The 14,786-nt window shown below is 72.4% G+C and carries 11 protein-coding genes; all 11 read right to left on the reverse strand.

Translation table 11 applies throughout. The features are described from left to right. Nucleotides 1-512: phosphoribosylamine--glycine ligase (locus tag FJ251_07375; GenBank protein MBM4117556.1), on the reverse strand; the 512-nt coding region annotated here is incomplete at its 3' end. Between the two features lie 68 nt (nucleotides 513-580). Beyond that, nucleotides 581-1,471, reverse strand: coding sequence for an ABC transporter permease (locus tag FJ251_07380; protein MBM4117557.1), 891 nt, complete (start codon nucleotides 1,469-1,471; stop codon nucleotides 581-583). Further along, complete coding sequence (locus FJ251_07385; protein MBM4117558.1) at nucleotides 1,468-2,583, reverse strand: ABC transporter permease; 1,116 nt, start codon at nucleotides 2,581-2,583, stop codon at nucleotides 1,468-1,470. The genes FJ251_07380 and FJ251_07385 overlap by 4 nt, the downstream gene beginning before the upstream one ends. Continuing rightward, the gene (locus FJ251_07390) at nucleotides 2,558-4,075 is read right to left on the reverse strand and encodes an ABC transporter ATP-binding protein (protein ID MBM4117559.1); all 1,518 of its coding nucleotides are present in this window, start codon (nucleotides 4,073-4,075) and stop codon (nucleotides 2,558-2,560) included. The genes FJ251_07385 and FJ251_07390 overlap by 26 nt, the downstream gene beginning before the upstream one ends. A 1-nt stretch (nucleotide 4,076) precedes the next feature. Further along, nucleotides 4,077-5,081 carry a BMP family ABC transporter substrate-binding protein gene (locus tag FJ251_07395; GenBank protein MBM4117560.1) on the reverse strand — a complete coding sequence of 335 codons (1,005 nt, stop codon included), beginning with the start codon at nucleotides 5,079-5,081 and terminating at the stop codon, nucleotides 4,077-4,079. Between the two features lie 31 nt (nucleotides 5,082-5,112). Continuing rightward, complete coding sequence (gene arcC, locus FJ251_07400; GenBank protein ID MBM4117561.1) at nucleotides 5,113-6,069, reverse strand: carbamate kinase; 957 nt, start codon at nucleotides 6,067-6,069, stop codon at nucleotides 5,113-5,115. Between the two features lie 10 nt (nucleotides 6,070-6,079). Next, nucleotides 6,080-7,291 (reverse strand): pyridoxal phosphate-dependent aminotransferase, encoded by a 1,212-nt coding sequence (locus tag FJ251_07405; protein ID MBM4117562.1) that lies wholly within the window; start codon nucleotides 7,289-7,291, stop codon nucleotides 6,080-6,082. Nucleotides 7,292-7,420: 129 nt separating this feature from the next. Further along, the gene (gene murQ / locus FJ251_07410) at nucleotides 7,421-8,329 is read right to left on the reverse strand and encodes an N-acetylmuramic acid 6-phosphate etherase (GenBank protein ID MBM4117563.1); all 909 of its coding nucleotides are present in this window, start codon (nucleotides 8,327-8,329) and stop codon (nucleotides 7,421-7,423) included. 14 nt (nucleotides 8,330-8,343) lie between these two features. Then, nucleotides 8,344-12,474, reverse strand: coding sequence for a hypothetical protein (locus FJ251_07415; GenBank protein ID MBM4117564.1), 4,131 nt, complete (start codon nucleotides 12,472-12,474; stop codon nucleotides 8,344-8,346). A 201-nt stretch (nucleotides 12,475-12,675) separates the two neighbouring features. Continuing rightward, nucleotides 12,676-13,239: a hypothetical protein gene (locus FJ251_07420; GenBank protein MBM4117565.1), complete on the reverse strand. Its 564-nt coding sequence runs from the start codon at nucleotides 13,237-13,239 to the stop codon at nucleotides 12,676-12,678. A 212-nt stretch (nucleotides 13,240-13,451) separates the two neighbouring features. Continuing rightward, complete coding sequence (locus FJ251_07425) at nucleotides 13,452-14,021, reverse strand: hypothetical protein (protein MBM4117566.1); 570 nt, start codon at nucleotides 14,019-14,021, stop codon at nucleotides 13,452-13,454. Between the last annotated feature and the right edge of the window lie 765 nt (nucleotides 14,022-14,786).

Here is a 14,786-nt window from a genome sequence, read left to right on the forward strand (position 1 = left end):
GGGCCGGCCGCCTCGGCCTCCGCGCGCGAATCGAGGAGCAGCACGCCCTTGCCTGCCGCCAGACCGTCCGCCTTGAGGACGACCCGCTCGCCGGCCTCCGCCAGCGCCGCGCTCAGCTCGGCGGGCGTGGCGACGGCCCAGGCCCGCGCGGTCGGCAGGCCGTGGCGTTCGCAGAAGGCCTTCGCGAAGAGCTTGGAGCCCTCGAGCCGGGCGCCGTCGGCCCCCGGGCCGAAGACGGCCAGGCCGCGGGCGCGGAGGGCGTCGGCCAGGCCGGCGACCAGGGGGGCCTCGGGCCCGATGACGACGAGATCGGGCGCGATGGCGGCGAGCGCCGCGGCCTGGGCGGCGACGTCCGCCGCGCCGGCCAGGGCCGGGCTCTCCAGCGTCCAGCCGGCCAACGCGGTGCCGCCGTTGCCCGGCCAGACCGACAGTGTCTCGACGGCGGGCGAGCTCGCCAGCCGCCAGGCCAGCGCGTGCTCCCTGCCGCCGGCGCCGATGACGACGACGCGCATGGGCGGTCCTTTCTCTGCTGAATTCCGACTCTAGCCGGAACCGGGCGCCACGACAACCAGAATTCCCGTCAGTCGCGCCGGAAGGGCCGGCCGAGGGCGGCCGGCGGCCGGCTGCGCCCGATCGCCCCGGCGAGGGCGACCATCGTCAGCAGGTAGGGCAGCATCTGCACGAAGCGCAGCGGCAGCCAGGGCAGCTGGAGCTGACCCTGCAGGGACTCGGCGAAGCCGAACAGCAGGCAGGCTGCCAAGAGGCCGCCCGGCCGCCAGCGCCCGAAGATGAGAGCGGCGAGGGCGATGTAGCCCCGGCCCGCGCTCATGTTCTTGACGAAGTAGCCGGCGCCGAGGCTGAGGAAGGCGCCGCCGAGGCCGGGCAGCGCGCCGCTGAGCAGCACCGCGGCCAGGCGCAGGCGCAGGACCGAGAGCCCCAGCGAGGCCACCGCTTCCGGGTGCTCCCCCGCCGCCCGCAGGCGCAGGCCGAAGCGCGTGGCGAAGAGCAGCCAGCCGCAGGCCGGCACGGCGGCCAGCGCCAGCCAGGTCAGGGGCGGCAGCTCGACGAGGAGCTGTCCCAGCCCGCGCTCGCCGCCCGGAGCCGCGAGCGCGATGCGCGGGGAGTTGGCGCCGCTGCCGTAGAGCAGCCACATGAGGAACTCGGTGGCGCCCATCGCGAGCATGTTGAGCGCGACACCGCTGACGATCTGGTCGACACCGAAGCGCAGAGTGACGAGCGCGTGCAGCGCGGCGAGCAGGAGGCCACCGAGCATCGCCGCGAGCAGGGCCGCCGCCAGCGAGCCGGTGGCGATGGCCGCGGCCGCCGCGCTGAAGGCGCCGACGAGCAGGATGCCCTCGAGGGCGATGTTCACGACGCCCGCGCGCTCGGAGAACATCCCGCCCAGGCCGGCGAAGAGGAGCGGCGTCGCCGTGCGCAGCGTGCCGAGCAGGAGGCCGAGGAGGATGCTCATGACGCCCTCCGCCGTCGCCGCCGCGCCCGCGCCGCCAGCTCGCCGATGCTCACCACGGCGAGGATGATCAGGGCCTGCAGGACCACCACCAGCTCGCGCGGCACCTCCGTGAAGATGTCGATCTCCAGGGCGCCCGTGCTGAAGAAGCCGAAGAGCAGCGCGGCGAGCAGGATGCCCAGCGGGTGATTGCGGCCCATCAGCGCGACGGCGATGCCCAGGAAGCCCAGGCCCGAGGAGAAGTTGTCCAGGAAGCGATGCCGGTAGAGCAGAACGTCGTGCACGCCGACGAGGCCGGCGAGGGCGCCGCTCATCGCCATCGCCTGCCAGGTGACGCGCCCGACCGGAATGCCGGCCTGCCGCGCCGCCTCCGGCCCCTGGCCCACGGCGCGCAGCCGGTAGCCCGCCACGCTCCAGCGCAGGAGTGCCCAGACGGCGAGCGCCGCGGCCAGCGCGATGAGCAGCGAGGGGCCGAGCGGGTTGGCGGGCGAGAGACCGAGCGCCCGCCCCGCCGCGCTCTCGGCGAAGGGGTGCAGGTGATAGCTGGCCGCGATGCGCGGCGTGTGCGGGATCATCTGGCCGGGCTCCTTCAGGTACCGCTGGACGAGGTAGCCCGTCAGCCCGACGGCGATGAAGTTGAGCATGATCGTGTTGATCACCTCGTGGACGCCGAAGCGGGCGCGCAGCCAGCCGGGAATGGCGCCCCAGAGCGCGCCGCCGAGGGCCGCGGCGAGGACGGCCGCCGGCAGCGCCAGCCAGCGCGGCAGGCCGGGCAGGGCGAGGGCGAGGCCGGCGGCGCAGAAGGCGCCGACGTAGAGCTGGCCCTCGGCGCCGATGTTGAAGAGCCCGCCGCGGAAGGCCCAGGCCACGCTGAGCCCGGTGAGGACGAGCGGCGTGGCGTCGAAGAGGACGCGGGCGAAGCCGTCGAGGGAACCCAGGCCCTGCCGGAAGAGCAGGGGCAGCACGGCCGCCGGCGACTCGCCGATGGCGGCGACGATGCCGGCGCTCACGGCGAGGGCGAACGCGAGGGCGGCCAGCGGCGGCCACAGCGAGCCGCCGAGCGCCGCGAGGGCGCGCGCGAGGGCGACCCTAGTCACCGTCCGCTCCCTTCGCACCGGTCATCCAGAGGCCGAGTTCGGCGGCGTCCACGGCCGCCGCCGGGAAGACGGCCCGCAGGCGGCCCTTGTAGAGCACGCCGATGCGGTCGCTGAGCGAGAGCAGCTCGGGCAACTCGGACGAGATCAACAGGATGGCCAGCCCCTGCTCGCGCAGGGCGAGGAGCTGGCGGTGGATGGCCTCGATCGCCCCGACGTCGACGCCGCGCGTCGGCTGCGAGGCGACGAGGACCCGCGGCGCGGCATCCAGCTCGCGGGCGAGCACGAGCTTCTGCTGGTTGCCGCCCGACAGCTCGCGCGCGGGCTGGGCGAGGCTCTCCACGCGCAGGTCGTAGGCCGCCGCCCGCCGGCGCGCGAGGGCGTCCACGCGCGCCGGGCGCAGCCAGCCGGCACGGCTGAGCGCGGGCGCGTCCTCCTGACCCAGGATGAGGTTCTCTCGCAGGCTCATCGGCAGGACGAGGCCGCTTCTCTGGCGGTCCTCCGGGATCTGGCGGATGCCGGCCGCGCGCGCGCGCCGCGGGTCGAGGGGCGGCAGCGGCTCCCCGTCGAGGGCGATCGTCCCCGCGTCGGGCAGGCGCAGGCCGGCGAGGATCTCGGCCAGCTCGCGCTGGCCGTTGCCCTGCACGCCGGCGATGCCGAGGATCTCGCCGCCGTGGAGGTCCAGGCTGATGTCCGCGAGCGGGGCGACGCCGGGCCGGCGCGCGAGGCCGAGGCCGCGCAGCGCCAGGCGCAGCGGGCCCGGCGCCTGCGGGCGCTTCTCGACGCGCAGCACCTCGCGGCCGACCATCAGGCGGGCGAGGCTCGCGGCGTCGGTCTCGCCGCGCGCGAGGCGGCCGACGTGCCGGCCGCGGCGCATGACGTCGACCGTGTCGGCGAGCGCGAGCACCTCGTCCAGCTTGTGCGTGATGAGCACGATCGTCCTGCCCTCCCCTTGCAGGCGGCGCAGGAGATCGAAGAGGAACGCCGCCTCCTGGGGGCTGAGCACGCCGGTCGGCTCGTCGAGGATGAGCAGCTCGGCGCCGCGGTAGAGCACCTTGAGGATCTCGAGCATCTGCGCCTGGCCGACGCTGAGCGCCTCCGCCGGCTGATCGGGATCGAAGCTGAGGGCGAGGCGGCCGGCGCTCTCCCGCAGCGCGGCGCGGGCGGCCTGCCGATCCAGACGCGGGCCGCGGCAGGGCTCGCTGCCGAGCACGAGGTTCTCGGCGGCGCTGAGCGTGTCCACCAGCATGAAGTGCTGGTGCACCATGCCGAGGCCGCGGCGGATCGCGTCCTCGCTGCTGCGCATGCGCACGGGCGCGCCGTCCACGAGGATGCGGCCGGCGTCGGGGCGCAGCAACCCGAAGAGCAGGCGCATGAGGGTGGTCTTGCCGGCGCCGTTCTCGCCGACCAGGGCGTAGAGCCGGCCGGGTTCGAAGTCGAGCGAGACGTCCTGGACCGCGGCCACCCCGCCGAAGGAGCGGCTGATGCGCTCGAGGGCGACGCGGGGGGCCAAGCTACTCCCGCGGCACGCGCAGGCGGCCGGCGATGATCTCCGCGGCCAGCGAGTCGGCCGTCGCGCGCAGGGCGGGGGTCAACAGCGCCGCGTTGTGCTCGTCCAGGCTGTAGCCGACGCCGCCCGTGTCGAGGCCGAACTCCTGGACGCCGCCCGCGAAGCGGCCCTCCTTGAGGGCGCGGATCGTCGCGAAGACGGCGCGGTCGACGCGCTTCTCCATGCTCGTCAGCACGGTGCCCGGCGCCATGTGGTTCTGATTCGAGTCGACGCCGATGGCGAAGACACCCTTCTCGCGCGCCGCCTCGATGACGCCGTTGCCCGTGGTGCCGGCGGCGTGGAAGACGACGTCCGCGCCGCGGCCGATCTGCGAGAGCGCCAGCTCCTTGCCCTTGACCGGGTCGGCGAAGGCGCTGGGCGTCACGCCGGCGTAGCCGACGAGCAGCTTCGTTGCCGGGCGCAGCGCGAGGGCGCCCGCGCGGTAGCCGGCCTCGAAGCGCTTGATCAGCGCCACTTCCATGCCGCCGACGAAGCCGATCGTGCCCGTCTGCGACGTGAGGGCGGCCAGGGCGCCGACCAGGAAGGAACCCTCCTCCTCGCGGAACAGCAGGGAGGCCACGTTGGGCCGGCCCTCGACGCGGCCGTCGACGATCGCGAAGTGGGTCTGCGGGAAGTCGGCGGCGACCTTGTCGATGCTGTCGGCGAAGAGGAAGCCGACGCCGATGATGAGGTCGAAGCCCCGCTCGGCCAGGCGGCGCAGGCCCTGCTCGCGGTCCGAGTCCTGCCCGGGCTCGAACTCCACCGCGGTGACGCCGAGCTCCGCCTCCGCCTGCTGGAGGCCGCGGAACGCGGAGTCGTTGAAAGAGCGGTCGCCCTTGCCGCCGATGTCGAAGACCATCCCCACGCGCAGGGCGCCCGCCGGCTTCTCGGCCGGGGCGTCCTTCTTGCCGCAGGCGAGGGGCAGGCTGAGCAGGAGCGCCGCCAGGCCGACGCGGGCGAGGGCGGGAATCGGGGGTCTGGCCACGGCGCCTCCCGGCGGGTCAGGTGACGATGCGCGTGCCGTCCTCGCCGGCCAGGGCTTCGCCCAGGTTCTCCGGCGCGCAGACCAGCACTTCCTTGCCGCCCCGCGCGAGGAAGCGCGCCGCGGCCTCCATCTTCGGGCCCATGCTGCCGGCCGGGAACTCGCCGGCGGCCTGGTGACGCAGCAGCTCGGCGAGGTCCAGCTCGCGCAGCTCGCGCTGGGCGGTCGTTCGGTAGCCGACGCAGACCCGCGGTACGCCGGTCACGAAGACGAGCACGTTGGCGCCCAGCTCGCGGGCCAGCTCGGCGGCGGCGAAGTCCTTGTCGATGACGGCGTCGATGCCCTTGAGCAGCCCCTCGCGGTTGCGGCGCACGGGGATGCCGCCACCGCCGGCGGCGATGACGACGACCCCGCTCTCCACCAGCCGGCGTATCGAATCGATCTCGACGATGTGCTTGGGCTCCGGGCTGGCGACGACGCGGCGGATGCCGCGGCCGGCGTCCTCCTTCATCGTCCAGCCCTTCTCGGCGGCCAGCGCGGCCGCCTCGGCCGGCGTGTAGAAGGGGCCGATCGGCTTCGTCGGCTCGGCGAAGGCGGGGTCGGCCGGGTCCACCTCGACCTGCGTCACCACCGTCGCCACCGGGTGGCGCGCGCCGACGAGGTGCAGCTCGTTGCGCAGGGCGTTCTGGATCATGAAGCCGATGCCGCCCTGGCTGTCCGCGCCGCAGATGAAGAGCGGCATCGGCGGGATCTGGGCCTTCGCCGCCTCGTTGCGCAGCACGATGTTCCCCACCACCGGCCCGTTGCCGTGGCTGAGCACGACGCGCAGGCCGGCCCGGATGAGGCCGGCCACGGGGGCCATTGTGCGGCGGGTGGTCGCGAACTGCTCGTCGATCGTGCCGGAGCTGCCCACCGGCAGGACGGCGTTGCCGCCCAGGGTGATCACCAGCAGATCTGCCTGGCTGTAGCGGCCCATGCCTCCCGACCTAGAGAATCCGCTCGAGGGTGGCCCGCATGCGCTCCAGGGCCAGGCGGATGTTCTCCACCGAGTTCGCGTAGGACAGGCGCAGGTAGCCCTCGCCGTAGGCGCCGAAGGCCGTGCCCGAGAGCGCGGCGACGCCGGCCTCCTCGAGCAGCGCGTCGGCGAGCGGCTTGGACTTCCAGCCCGTCTCCTTGATGCTCGGGAACACGTAGAAGGCGCCCTTCGGGCTGAGGCAGCTCATGCCCGGCAGCTTGTTCAGGCCCTCGACGATGACGTCGCGCCGCGCCTTGAAGGCGGCGACCATCTGCCCCACCTCGTCCTGCGGGCCGGTGAGGGCGGCGGCGCCGGCCCTCTGCGTGAAGGCCGCCGTGCAGCTCGCGCTGTTCGTCATCAGCTTGGCGACGCGCTCGGCCATGTGGGCCGGGAAAGCGCCGTAGCCCAGGCGCCAGCCTGTCATCGCGTAGGTCTTCGAGTGGCCCTCGAGCAGCACCGTGCGCTCGGCCATGCCGGGCAGATGGTAGAGGCTCCGGTGCTCGCCCTCGTAGATGATGCGGCTGTAGACCTCGTCGCTGAGGACGAGCAGGTCGTTGTCGCGGGCGATCTTCGCGATCGCCGCCAGCTCGTCGGCGGTCAGCACGCCGCCCGTGGGGTTCTGGGGCGAGTTGATGATGAGCAGGCGCGTGCGCGGCGTGATCGCGTCCTGGATGCGCTGGATGTCCATGCCGAAGCCGGTGGACTCGAGCAGCGGGATCGGCACCGCCTTGCCGCCGACGAAGTTGATCATCGACTCGTAGATGGGAAAGCCCGGGTTCGGGTAGAGCACCTCGTCGCCCGGCTCCACGCAGGCGAGGATCGTGTAGAACATGATCGGCTTCGCGCCCGGCGTGATGACGATCTGCGCCGGCTCGACCTTGACGCCGCGCGTGCGCGTCAGGGAATCGGCGAAGACCTCCCGCACGGCGGGGATGCCGGCCGAGGGCACGTAGTGCGTGTCGCCGCCGCGCAGGGCGGCCACCGCGGCGTCGATGATGTAGCTCGGCGTCGCGAAGTCCGGCTCGCCGATCTCCAGGTGCACGATCTGCCGGCCCTGGGCTTCCAGGGCCTTGGCCTTGGCCAGGACCTCGAAGGCGGTCTCGGTGCCCAGGCGGGACATGCTGCTAGCGTAGAAGCGGCCGGGGCGGCCGCTGCCGGGAAGGGCCTTCTCGATGGACTGCATGGCGAACCTCGATCGGCTGGATGTGGGCCGCGTCCACAGCGGCTGCCTGCCCTCCGCCGCCGGCCGCAAGCGGGGCAAGGAGCTTCAAGGTAACTGGGCCCGCGGAGGCTGTCAATCCGGAGCGGCAGGTCAGGATCCCGGCGGTGGTGCCACGGCGAGCGCGCGGCGCAGCTGGCCGCCGGCCGCGGCCAGGCGCGCCTGGGCCTGGGCCCGCGAGCAGCCGCCGAGCTGCATGCAGAGGGCGGTCTTCACGCTGCCGCCGGCGGCCTCGAGCAGCGCGCTCGCCGCCGCATAGTCGAGGCCGGCGAGCTCCACGAGCAGGCCGCGCGCCCGCTCGCGCAGCTTCTCGCTCGCAGCCTGCAGATCCACCATCCGGTTGCCGTAGACCTTGCCCGCGAGCACCCAGGCCGCCGTGCTGATCAGGTTGAGGGCGAGCTTCTGGGCCGTGCCGGCCTTCAAGCGCGTGGAGCCGGCGAGGGCCTCCGGCCCCACGAGCAGGCGGATCACCCGCTCGCCCGGCACGGCGACCTCGGGATTGGCGGTGATGAAGGCCGTGCGGCAGCCACTGCGGACGGCCGCTTCGACGGCCGCCACGGTGTAGGGCGTGCGATGGCTGGCGCTGATCCCGACCACGGTGTCGGCGGGGCCGGGGGCGAGGGCGGCGAGGTCGGCGGCGCCGGCGGCGGCATCGTCCTCGACGCCCTCCGCACTCGCGACGAGACTCGCCGCCCCGCCCGCGATGAGGCCGACGACCTGCTCCGGATCGCTGCCGAAAGTGGGCGGACACTCGGCGGCATCCAGCACGCCGAGGCGGCCACTGGTGCCGGCGCCGACGTAGATCAGGCGGCCGCCCGCGGCGAAGCTGGCGGCGGCGCACTCGGCCACCCAGGCGATCGCCGGCAGCTCGGCCGCGACGGCGGCGGCGACCCCCGCGTCCTGGGCGTTCAGGCGGGTGACGATGCCCAGCGCGTCGAGGCCGTCGAGATCCTCGGTGGCCGGATTCGCCTGCTCCGTCGTCAGCTCCCGGAGCTGACGCATCAGCTCCTCGCCCATCAGCGCATCCTCACGACCTTGTCCTCCCAGACCAGTTCCTCCCCGGCGAGATCGGTGAAGACCAGGCGCAGCAGGTAGACCCCGTTGGCGATGGGATCGCCGCGATCGTCGCGGCCGTCCCAGCTGAGCCAGCGCGTCTCGCCCTCGGCGGGCTCCTCGAGCCGCCGGTGGTAGATCCGCCGCCCGCTCAGCGTGTAGATCGACAGCGTGCCCTCGCGCACGGCCCCCGTCAGCGCGTAGCGGAAAGTGGTGGCGACGCGGAAGGGATTGGGAAAGACGAGCCCCTCGAGCAGACGCGCGCGGCTGTCCACGACGAGCCGGATGCCGTCGTACTGCTCCCCGTCGTGGCGCACCTCGAGCGTGTGCTCGCCCGGCGACCAGGCGTAGTCGCACTCCATGAGGTAGACCGTGGTGTCCGGGTTGCCGCCGGCGAAGACGGCGCTGATCTCGGGGCGCAGCGCCCCGTCCTCGAAGAGGCTGAAGGACTCCGGCTGGAAAGTGGTCGAGGGCACGCGGATGCGGATCGCGAGGCGCCCGGCGCCGCGCACCCACTGGCCGCTGCGCAGGCTGTCGCCGCTCGCACTGAAGAAGTCGACGACCTTCGCCGCCCAGAGCGTCAGGCGGCCCTCGCGGTCGGCCTGGTCGCGGGTGCGCAGCGCGAGGTAGTCCCGCTCCGGCGCGTAGGGCACGGCCGCCTCGAGCAGCCAGCCGCGGGCGCCCCCGCCGGCGGCGGCGAGCGCGCTGTCCACCGGAACGGCGAGCTCGACCAGCGTGGTGTCCGTGGTCGCGATCAGGCTGTCGAGCAGGGCCGTGTCGGCGTGGAAAGGCACCCAGGCCGCGGCCAGCTCGGACTCGAGCGGGCCGAGCTGGTCGGCAAGCACCGGCGCCGTCTGCCGCGTTTCGTCCAGGAGCATGGCCTGCAGGACCAGCGTGTCGCCGGGAGACTGGGTGGGGATGAAATCGCCGTCCTTCAGCTCCTGTCGATCGGCGAAGAGGCGCAGGCGCGGCGGCGAGCGATCGATGCGGGTCAGCGGATCGCCGAGCAGGTTGTAGCGGTAGCTCGAGACGTACTGGCCGTAGCGCAACTCGCTCGCGAGCTGCAGGGTGCCCAGCCGCCAGTCGGCCGCCGCCCCGCTGGCGGCGTCGGTGGCGAAGAGCAGATGGATGAGCTGCCGCTCGAGGTCGATGTTCGGGAAGAGGTACTCGTAGCCCTCGCTCGCGTAGCTGGCCACCGCCCCGCGGCCGCCGCCGAGGAAGAGCAGCTTCTCGCCCATGCAGTCGCCGGCGTTGAGGCTGCCCTCGTTGGCGAGGGAGAAGGTGTTGCCGTGACAGCCGTAGAGCGCCCAGACGAAGGGGCGACCGGCGTTGGCGAGGAGCAGCTGGTCGTCGGCGCCGTAGTTGGTTTTGAAGTACTCCTCGTGGCCGAGCTGGTTGCGGTTGGCGTGGCTCTGCACGCTGACGAAGCCCCAGCCCTGGCTGAGCGAGTCCGTGAAGGCGGCGGCGAGGATCGGCCGCAGGCTCGTCTGCACTTCCGACAGGATGGCCGTCGGGTGCGCGGCGAACCAGGGATCGGTCAAGGCCGACAGGTAGAAGGGGCGGGGCCGGAAGTCGCGGGTGAGGTTCTCGGCCGCCACGAAAGCGAGCAGCTCCGCCTGGCCGACCTCGAACTGCCCCTCGTTGACCTTGCAGACGAAGGGCTCGTAGTAGTCCTCCCAGATCCAGCAGTCGTCGGCGACGTGGAGGAAGTCGCCGCGCCACTCGCCGCCGCCGGCGCAGGCGCCCGCCGTGGTGTAGGCTTCGTAGCACTCGAGCTTGTCGAGCAGGGCCGCCAGCTGGCTCGCGTCGCCCACGGGCAGGCGGCCGACCAGCAGGGACGGCCAGGCGTTGGGACTGAACTTGGCCACCGCCTCCTCGAGGGCGACCATCTCGTAGGCGCCGAGCACGTCCTCCTGGCGCGAGAAGACCGGAATGAAGTCCGGCATCGCGTTCGCGCCCAGTCCGCGGGCGTCCTTGCTGCCGTCGCCGACGAGGAGCAGGGCGGCCGTCCCCCACTGCTGGTAGGCGAAACGGGCCGCGTTGCGCAGCGGCACGATGCCGCGCGCGCCGCCGCCGAAAGCGTCCCAGACCGCTTCGCTGCCGATGAGCTCGACGCGATAGCCCTGCCCCTCCCGCCAGTCGGCCCAGCGCTGCATGTCGGCGAGGAACTCCTCGTGGCAGATCGCGAGCGCGTCGACGGGCGCCGCCTCGTCGAGAAAGGCCAGGTCGGCGGGCGCCAGCAGGCTCGGCGCCCGCAGGCGCCCCGCGTCGGCCAGCAGCCAGCGCTCGCCGCCCGCGAGCTGATCGCGGAAACTCAGCCGGTAGTCCCCCGGCACACCGCTCGCATTCGCCGCGCCGAGGGCGATGCGCACCGGGGCGCCGCCCGCCGGGTCCAGGCGCAGGAGCTGCCAGCCGCTCCAGGCGCCGCTCAAGCCCTCGACGCGCAGTTCGACCGCGCCGCTCAGCTCGCCGGCGTCGAAGGCCAACGAGTCGTCCTGCGCGACGTAGCGCGAATCGTACAGCAGCTCCCAGTCCTGGAGCACGGCGAGCCAGACGAAGGGTGAGTTGATCCGCTGCACGCGCAGCGTGTTGTCGCCATCGGCGAGGGCGCCGGCGGGCACCGTCGCGCTGTAGTGGATCGCCTGCGCGAGGCTGAAGTTGCAGATCGGCAGCGCCGTCGTGCCCCCGTCGTTGATGACGCTGATCGCGAACTCGCGCGCCGTCGTCGTGTTGTGCGTGCCCTGGAAGTGCAGCCGGAGCGTGGCGCTGCTGTCGACCAGCGCGCCGGGACTCGCCATGGCCAGGTCGAGCGTGAAGTTCTGCCCGTGCACCGGCAGCGGGAAGTAGTAGAGGTTGTTCGCCCAGGTCTCGGTCGCGGCGTTGTAGAGCACCGAGGGCGGGTTGGCGAGGAAGTAGCTCTCGCCGTGCTCGGCGCGCCGGCGCTCGAAGTGCGCGGGGACGCTCCAGCTCTCGCCCTCGCTCCAGCCGCTGGCGCTGGGCATCTCGCTCGCGAGGGAGGGAGCGCGCCCCACGTAGAAGGAGGCCGCCCGCCCGTACCACTCCAGGGCGTCGGGGCTCGCCGGCGCGGTGGCCAGACGATCGCCGATGAAGACGAGGGTGTCGTCGGCGTCGAGCAGGCCGTCGCTGTCGCGATCGAGGAAGTAGCGGGGCACGGGCAGCTGCTGGAAGTCCGGCTGCCCGCTGCCGTCCCAGGCGAAGCGCTGCCGCCAGAGGGCGATCTCGGCCAGCGGCGTGCCGAGCGGGATGTCCCAGGCCGCGAGGGCGGCGCCATCGAGGCCGTAGAGCCCGGGCGTCGCGGTCTGCAGCTCCAGGGCCGGCTGGGCCCGGCCGGCGCGGAGCCCCGGTCCCGCGGCGGCCGGCCGGCGCTCGGCCCAGCGGGCCGCCGCCGCGCCGTTGAGCAGGGCGCCGGCGTAGACCGGCGTGAAGAGCGGATCGGGCCGCCTGAGCGGCTCGCGGCCCAGCTCGCCGTCGGGCGCCGAGCGGCGCGGCTGGAAGCGGATCGTCAGGAGCAGCTCGCTCGCAAGGCGCAGCCCCCGCTCGGGATCCCAGGCGACCGGGTCGACGATCAGCTCCTGCACGCGCAGATCGCGCAGCTGGCGCAGGGCGCCGAGGCGCAGGGCCAGCGGCCGGCTGCGCGCGAAGGCGGCCGCGTCGCGCTGGAAGTCCTCGCTGGGCGGCGCCTGCGGGTCGGACGCCGGCCGCAGCGTGGGGAAGGGCAGCGGCTCGCCCGCCAGCGGCTCGCTCGCGAGGAGCTGCCAGGTCAGCTGCGCCTCGCTCTCCGGCGGCAGGGCGAACTGGGCCCGCCAGCGGGGCAGGAGCGGCGCCCCGGGCGCCGTGGGCGCCTCCGGATCGGCGCTCTCGAGGTTGCAGCCCGCCAGGCGCAGCAGGCTACCCAGGTCGGATTCCTCGACGGCGGCGGGCGAGAAGCGCAGGCGCAAACTGAGTCCGGCCGCGTCGTCGCGCAGGACAGCCGCGACGGGTGGAGCGGGCGCGGCGGCAGCCGAGCCGGAGCGCGGCACGGCCTGGGCGAGGCCAAGGAAGGCCAGGGCGAAGGCGAGACGGCGACGCAGCACGCAACCCTCCGGTCGGAGTGGGGCTGAAGAAAAGCAGGGACCAGGGATTCGGGCGCCGGCGGCCCGCGAGGCGGAAAGCTAACACCCGCCTGCCGGGCCTGTCCAGCCGCGGCCACGCCGGAAAACGAACGACCCCTCTCCCCGCGCGGGGGCGGAGAGAGAGGTCGCGAGGTCTTGCCGCAGGCGGCGAAAGCGAACGAACTAGTACAGGGCCTTGATCGCGCCCCAGGTGGCGTCCTCGACGGCGGTCTCCGGGCAGTCGCAGTCCTGGGCGCCGTTGAACATGAAGTGGCCGCCCGGGACGCCGATCTCGACGGCATCCGAGCCGCGCACGATGATCACCTGCGTCTGGCTGTTGGCCGGCACGACCTGCATCAGGTAGTTGCTGCCGATCCAGGCGGGGTTCAGGGGGAAGAAGTCCACCTTGCCCAGATAGGCGGCCGGCGCGGCCAGGGGCGGGTTGAAGGCCAGGGCGATGTCGGTGCTGGGCTCGCCGATGACGAGCGGCGTGTTCCAGGTCGCGGTGATGAGGCCCAGTCCCGCGGCCGGCCAGTTGCTGACCTTGAACTGCACGGCGGTGGTCGTGGGAATCGCGGTGTCGAGGATGGCGTAGAAGAACACCGACGTCGTCACGTACACAGTTGTATTCGCGTTGCAGACGTTGGCGGAGGCATCGGTGAACATGCCGATGCAACTATCGTCCTGGGCGAGGGCGCCCGTGGCCCAGAGCGCGAGCAGCGCGAGCACCGTGAGCATTCTCTTCATCATGACCCTCCTGCGGGTACCTCGGAATAGGGACAAACGCCACCGCAGTGCGGCGATAGCGGCGGAAAACTAACACCGGGATTTTCAGGGTGTCAACAGAAACGGCAGCGATTCCGACCGGCGCCGAAGCCGCCCCGTGGCCCGAGCGCAAAAAGGCAACCGCCGGCCCAGGCCGGCGGTCGCCCAATCGATCCCTTGCAGATGAGGAAGGACTAGTACAGAGCCTTGATCTGGCCCCAGGTCGCATCCTCGATGGCAATGCCCTCGGTGCAGTCGCAGCCGCCGGGCAGGCTACCGGTGCAGTTGAAGGTGAAGAAGTGACCTTCCTCGGCCGGAATCTCGTTGTAGCCGAGGTCGACGACGACCAGGTTGCCGCTATCCAGGCTGGCCATGATCGTCATGCGGAAGTCCGCGGGCCAGGCCGCCAGGGGGAAGAAGCTGATCGAGCCCAGGAAAGCCGTCGGGCCGGGCAGCGCGGGGGCGAAGGCCAGCGCGATGCCGTAGTCGGCCGTGCCGATGACCAGCGGGGTGTTCCAGTTATAGGTCGTCAGGCCCATGCCCGCGGTGGGCAGGTTGTCGATACGGAACTCGGCCGCCGTGATCCCGGGGATCGACGGAGGCAGGATCGCGAAGACGTACACCGGAACGGAGACGTACTGCGTCACGTTGGCCTGGCAGAGCACGGCCGCATCATCGGCGTAGATGCCGATGAAGGGATCCTGCGCGGCGGCAACGCTGCTCATCGCGACCAGGAGCAGAAGAGCGACCATCAATTTCTTCATGTTGCAACTCCTTGAGATGTTTACAGAGTGGTGCCTAGCCGAAGCTATGACCTTGCCCAGTCTAGAGCCTGAGCCGCGCTCTCCGAACCCTGCTTGCCAGCCGGAGACGTCTCAGGGTACTCGGCCGGCAATCTGGGAGGGGTCGCCGGTCGCCCGGCGACCCCGCTCAACCGCAATTCGAAACTAGTACAGAGCCTTGATCTGGCCCCAAGCCGCATCCTCGGTCGCGATGGTGTTCTCGCACAGGCAGTTGCCATAATCGCCGCCGGGAACGCAGTTGACGATCAGACGCCAGCCCTCGGCCGGGAGCTCCGAAGCGGTGCCCGCATCCACGATGACCAGGTTGCCGGCGCCCGAGGGGACGACCGACAGCACCGTGTTGGGCATCTGCGGGGCAAGAATGAAGTACTGGATCTTGCCCAGGTAGGCCAACGGGGCCGCCTTGGGGACGGGGAAGGCCAGCGCCACGCCGTCAGCGGTCTGGATGTTGCCGATGACCAGCGTGGTATCCCAGGTCACCGTGATGATGGTGCCCGGCAGAACCACACCAGTGGCACCGAACTCACAGGCGCTGATAGCCGCGGTGTCATCCAGCAGCGCGCAGAAGTACACCTCAGCATAGGTGTACTGAGCCGACATGGCCTTGACACAGGTCGTCGCACCCGTGTCACCGAAGATGCCGATGATGCTGGCGCTGGCGGCGCCGGCCATCAGAAACAGGCTCAGAGCCAAAGCAGCGATCACACTCTTCTTCATTTGGCGAAC

The sequence above is a fragment of the bacterium genome (genome assembly GCA_016873475.1).
Lineage (GTDB): Bacteria > Krumholzibacteriota > Krumholzibacteriia > JACNKJ01 > JACNKJ01 > VGXI01.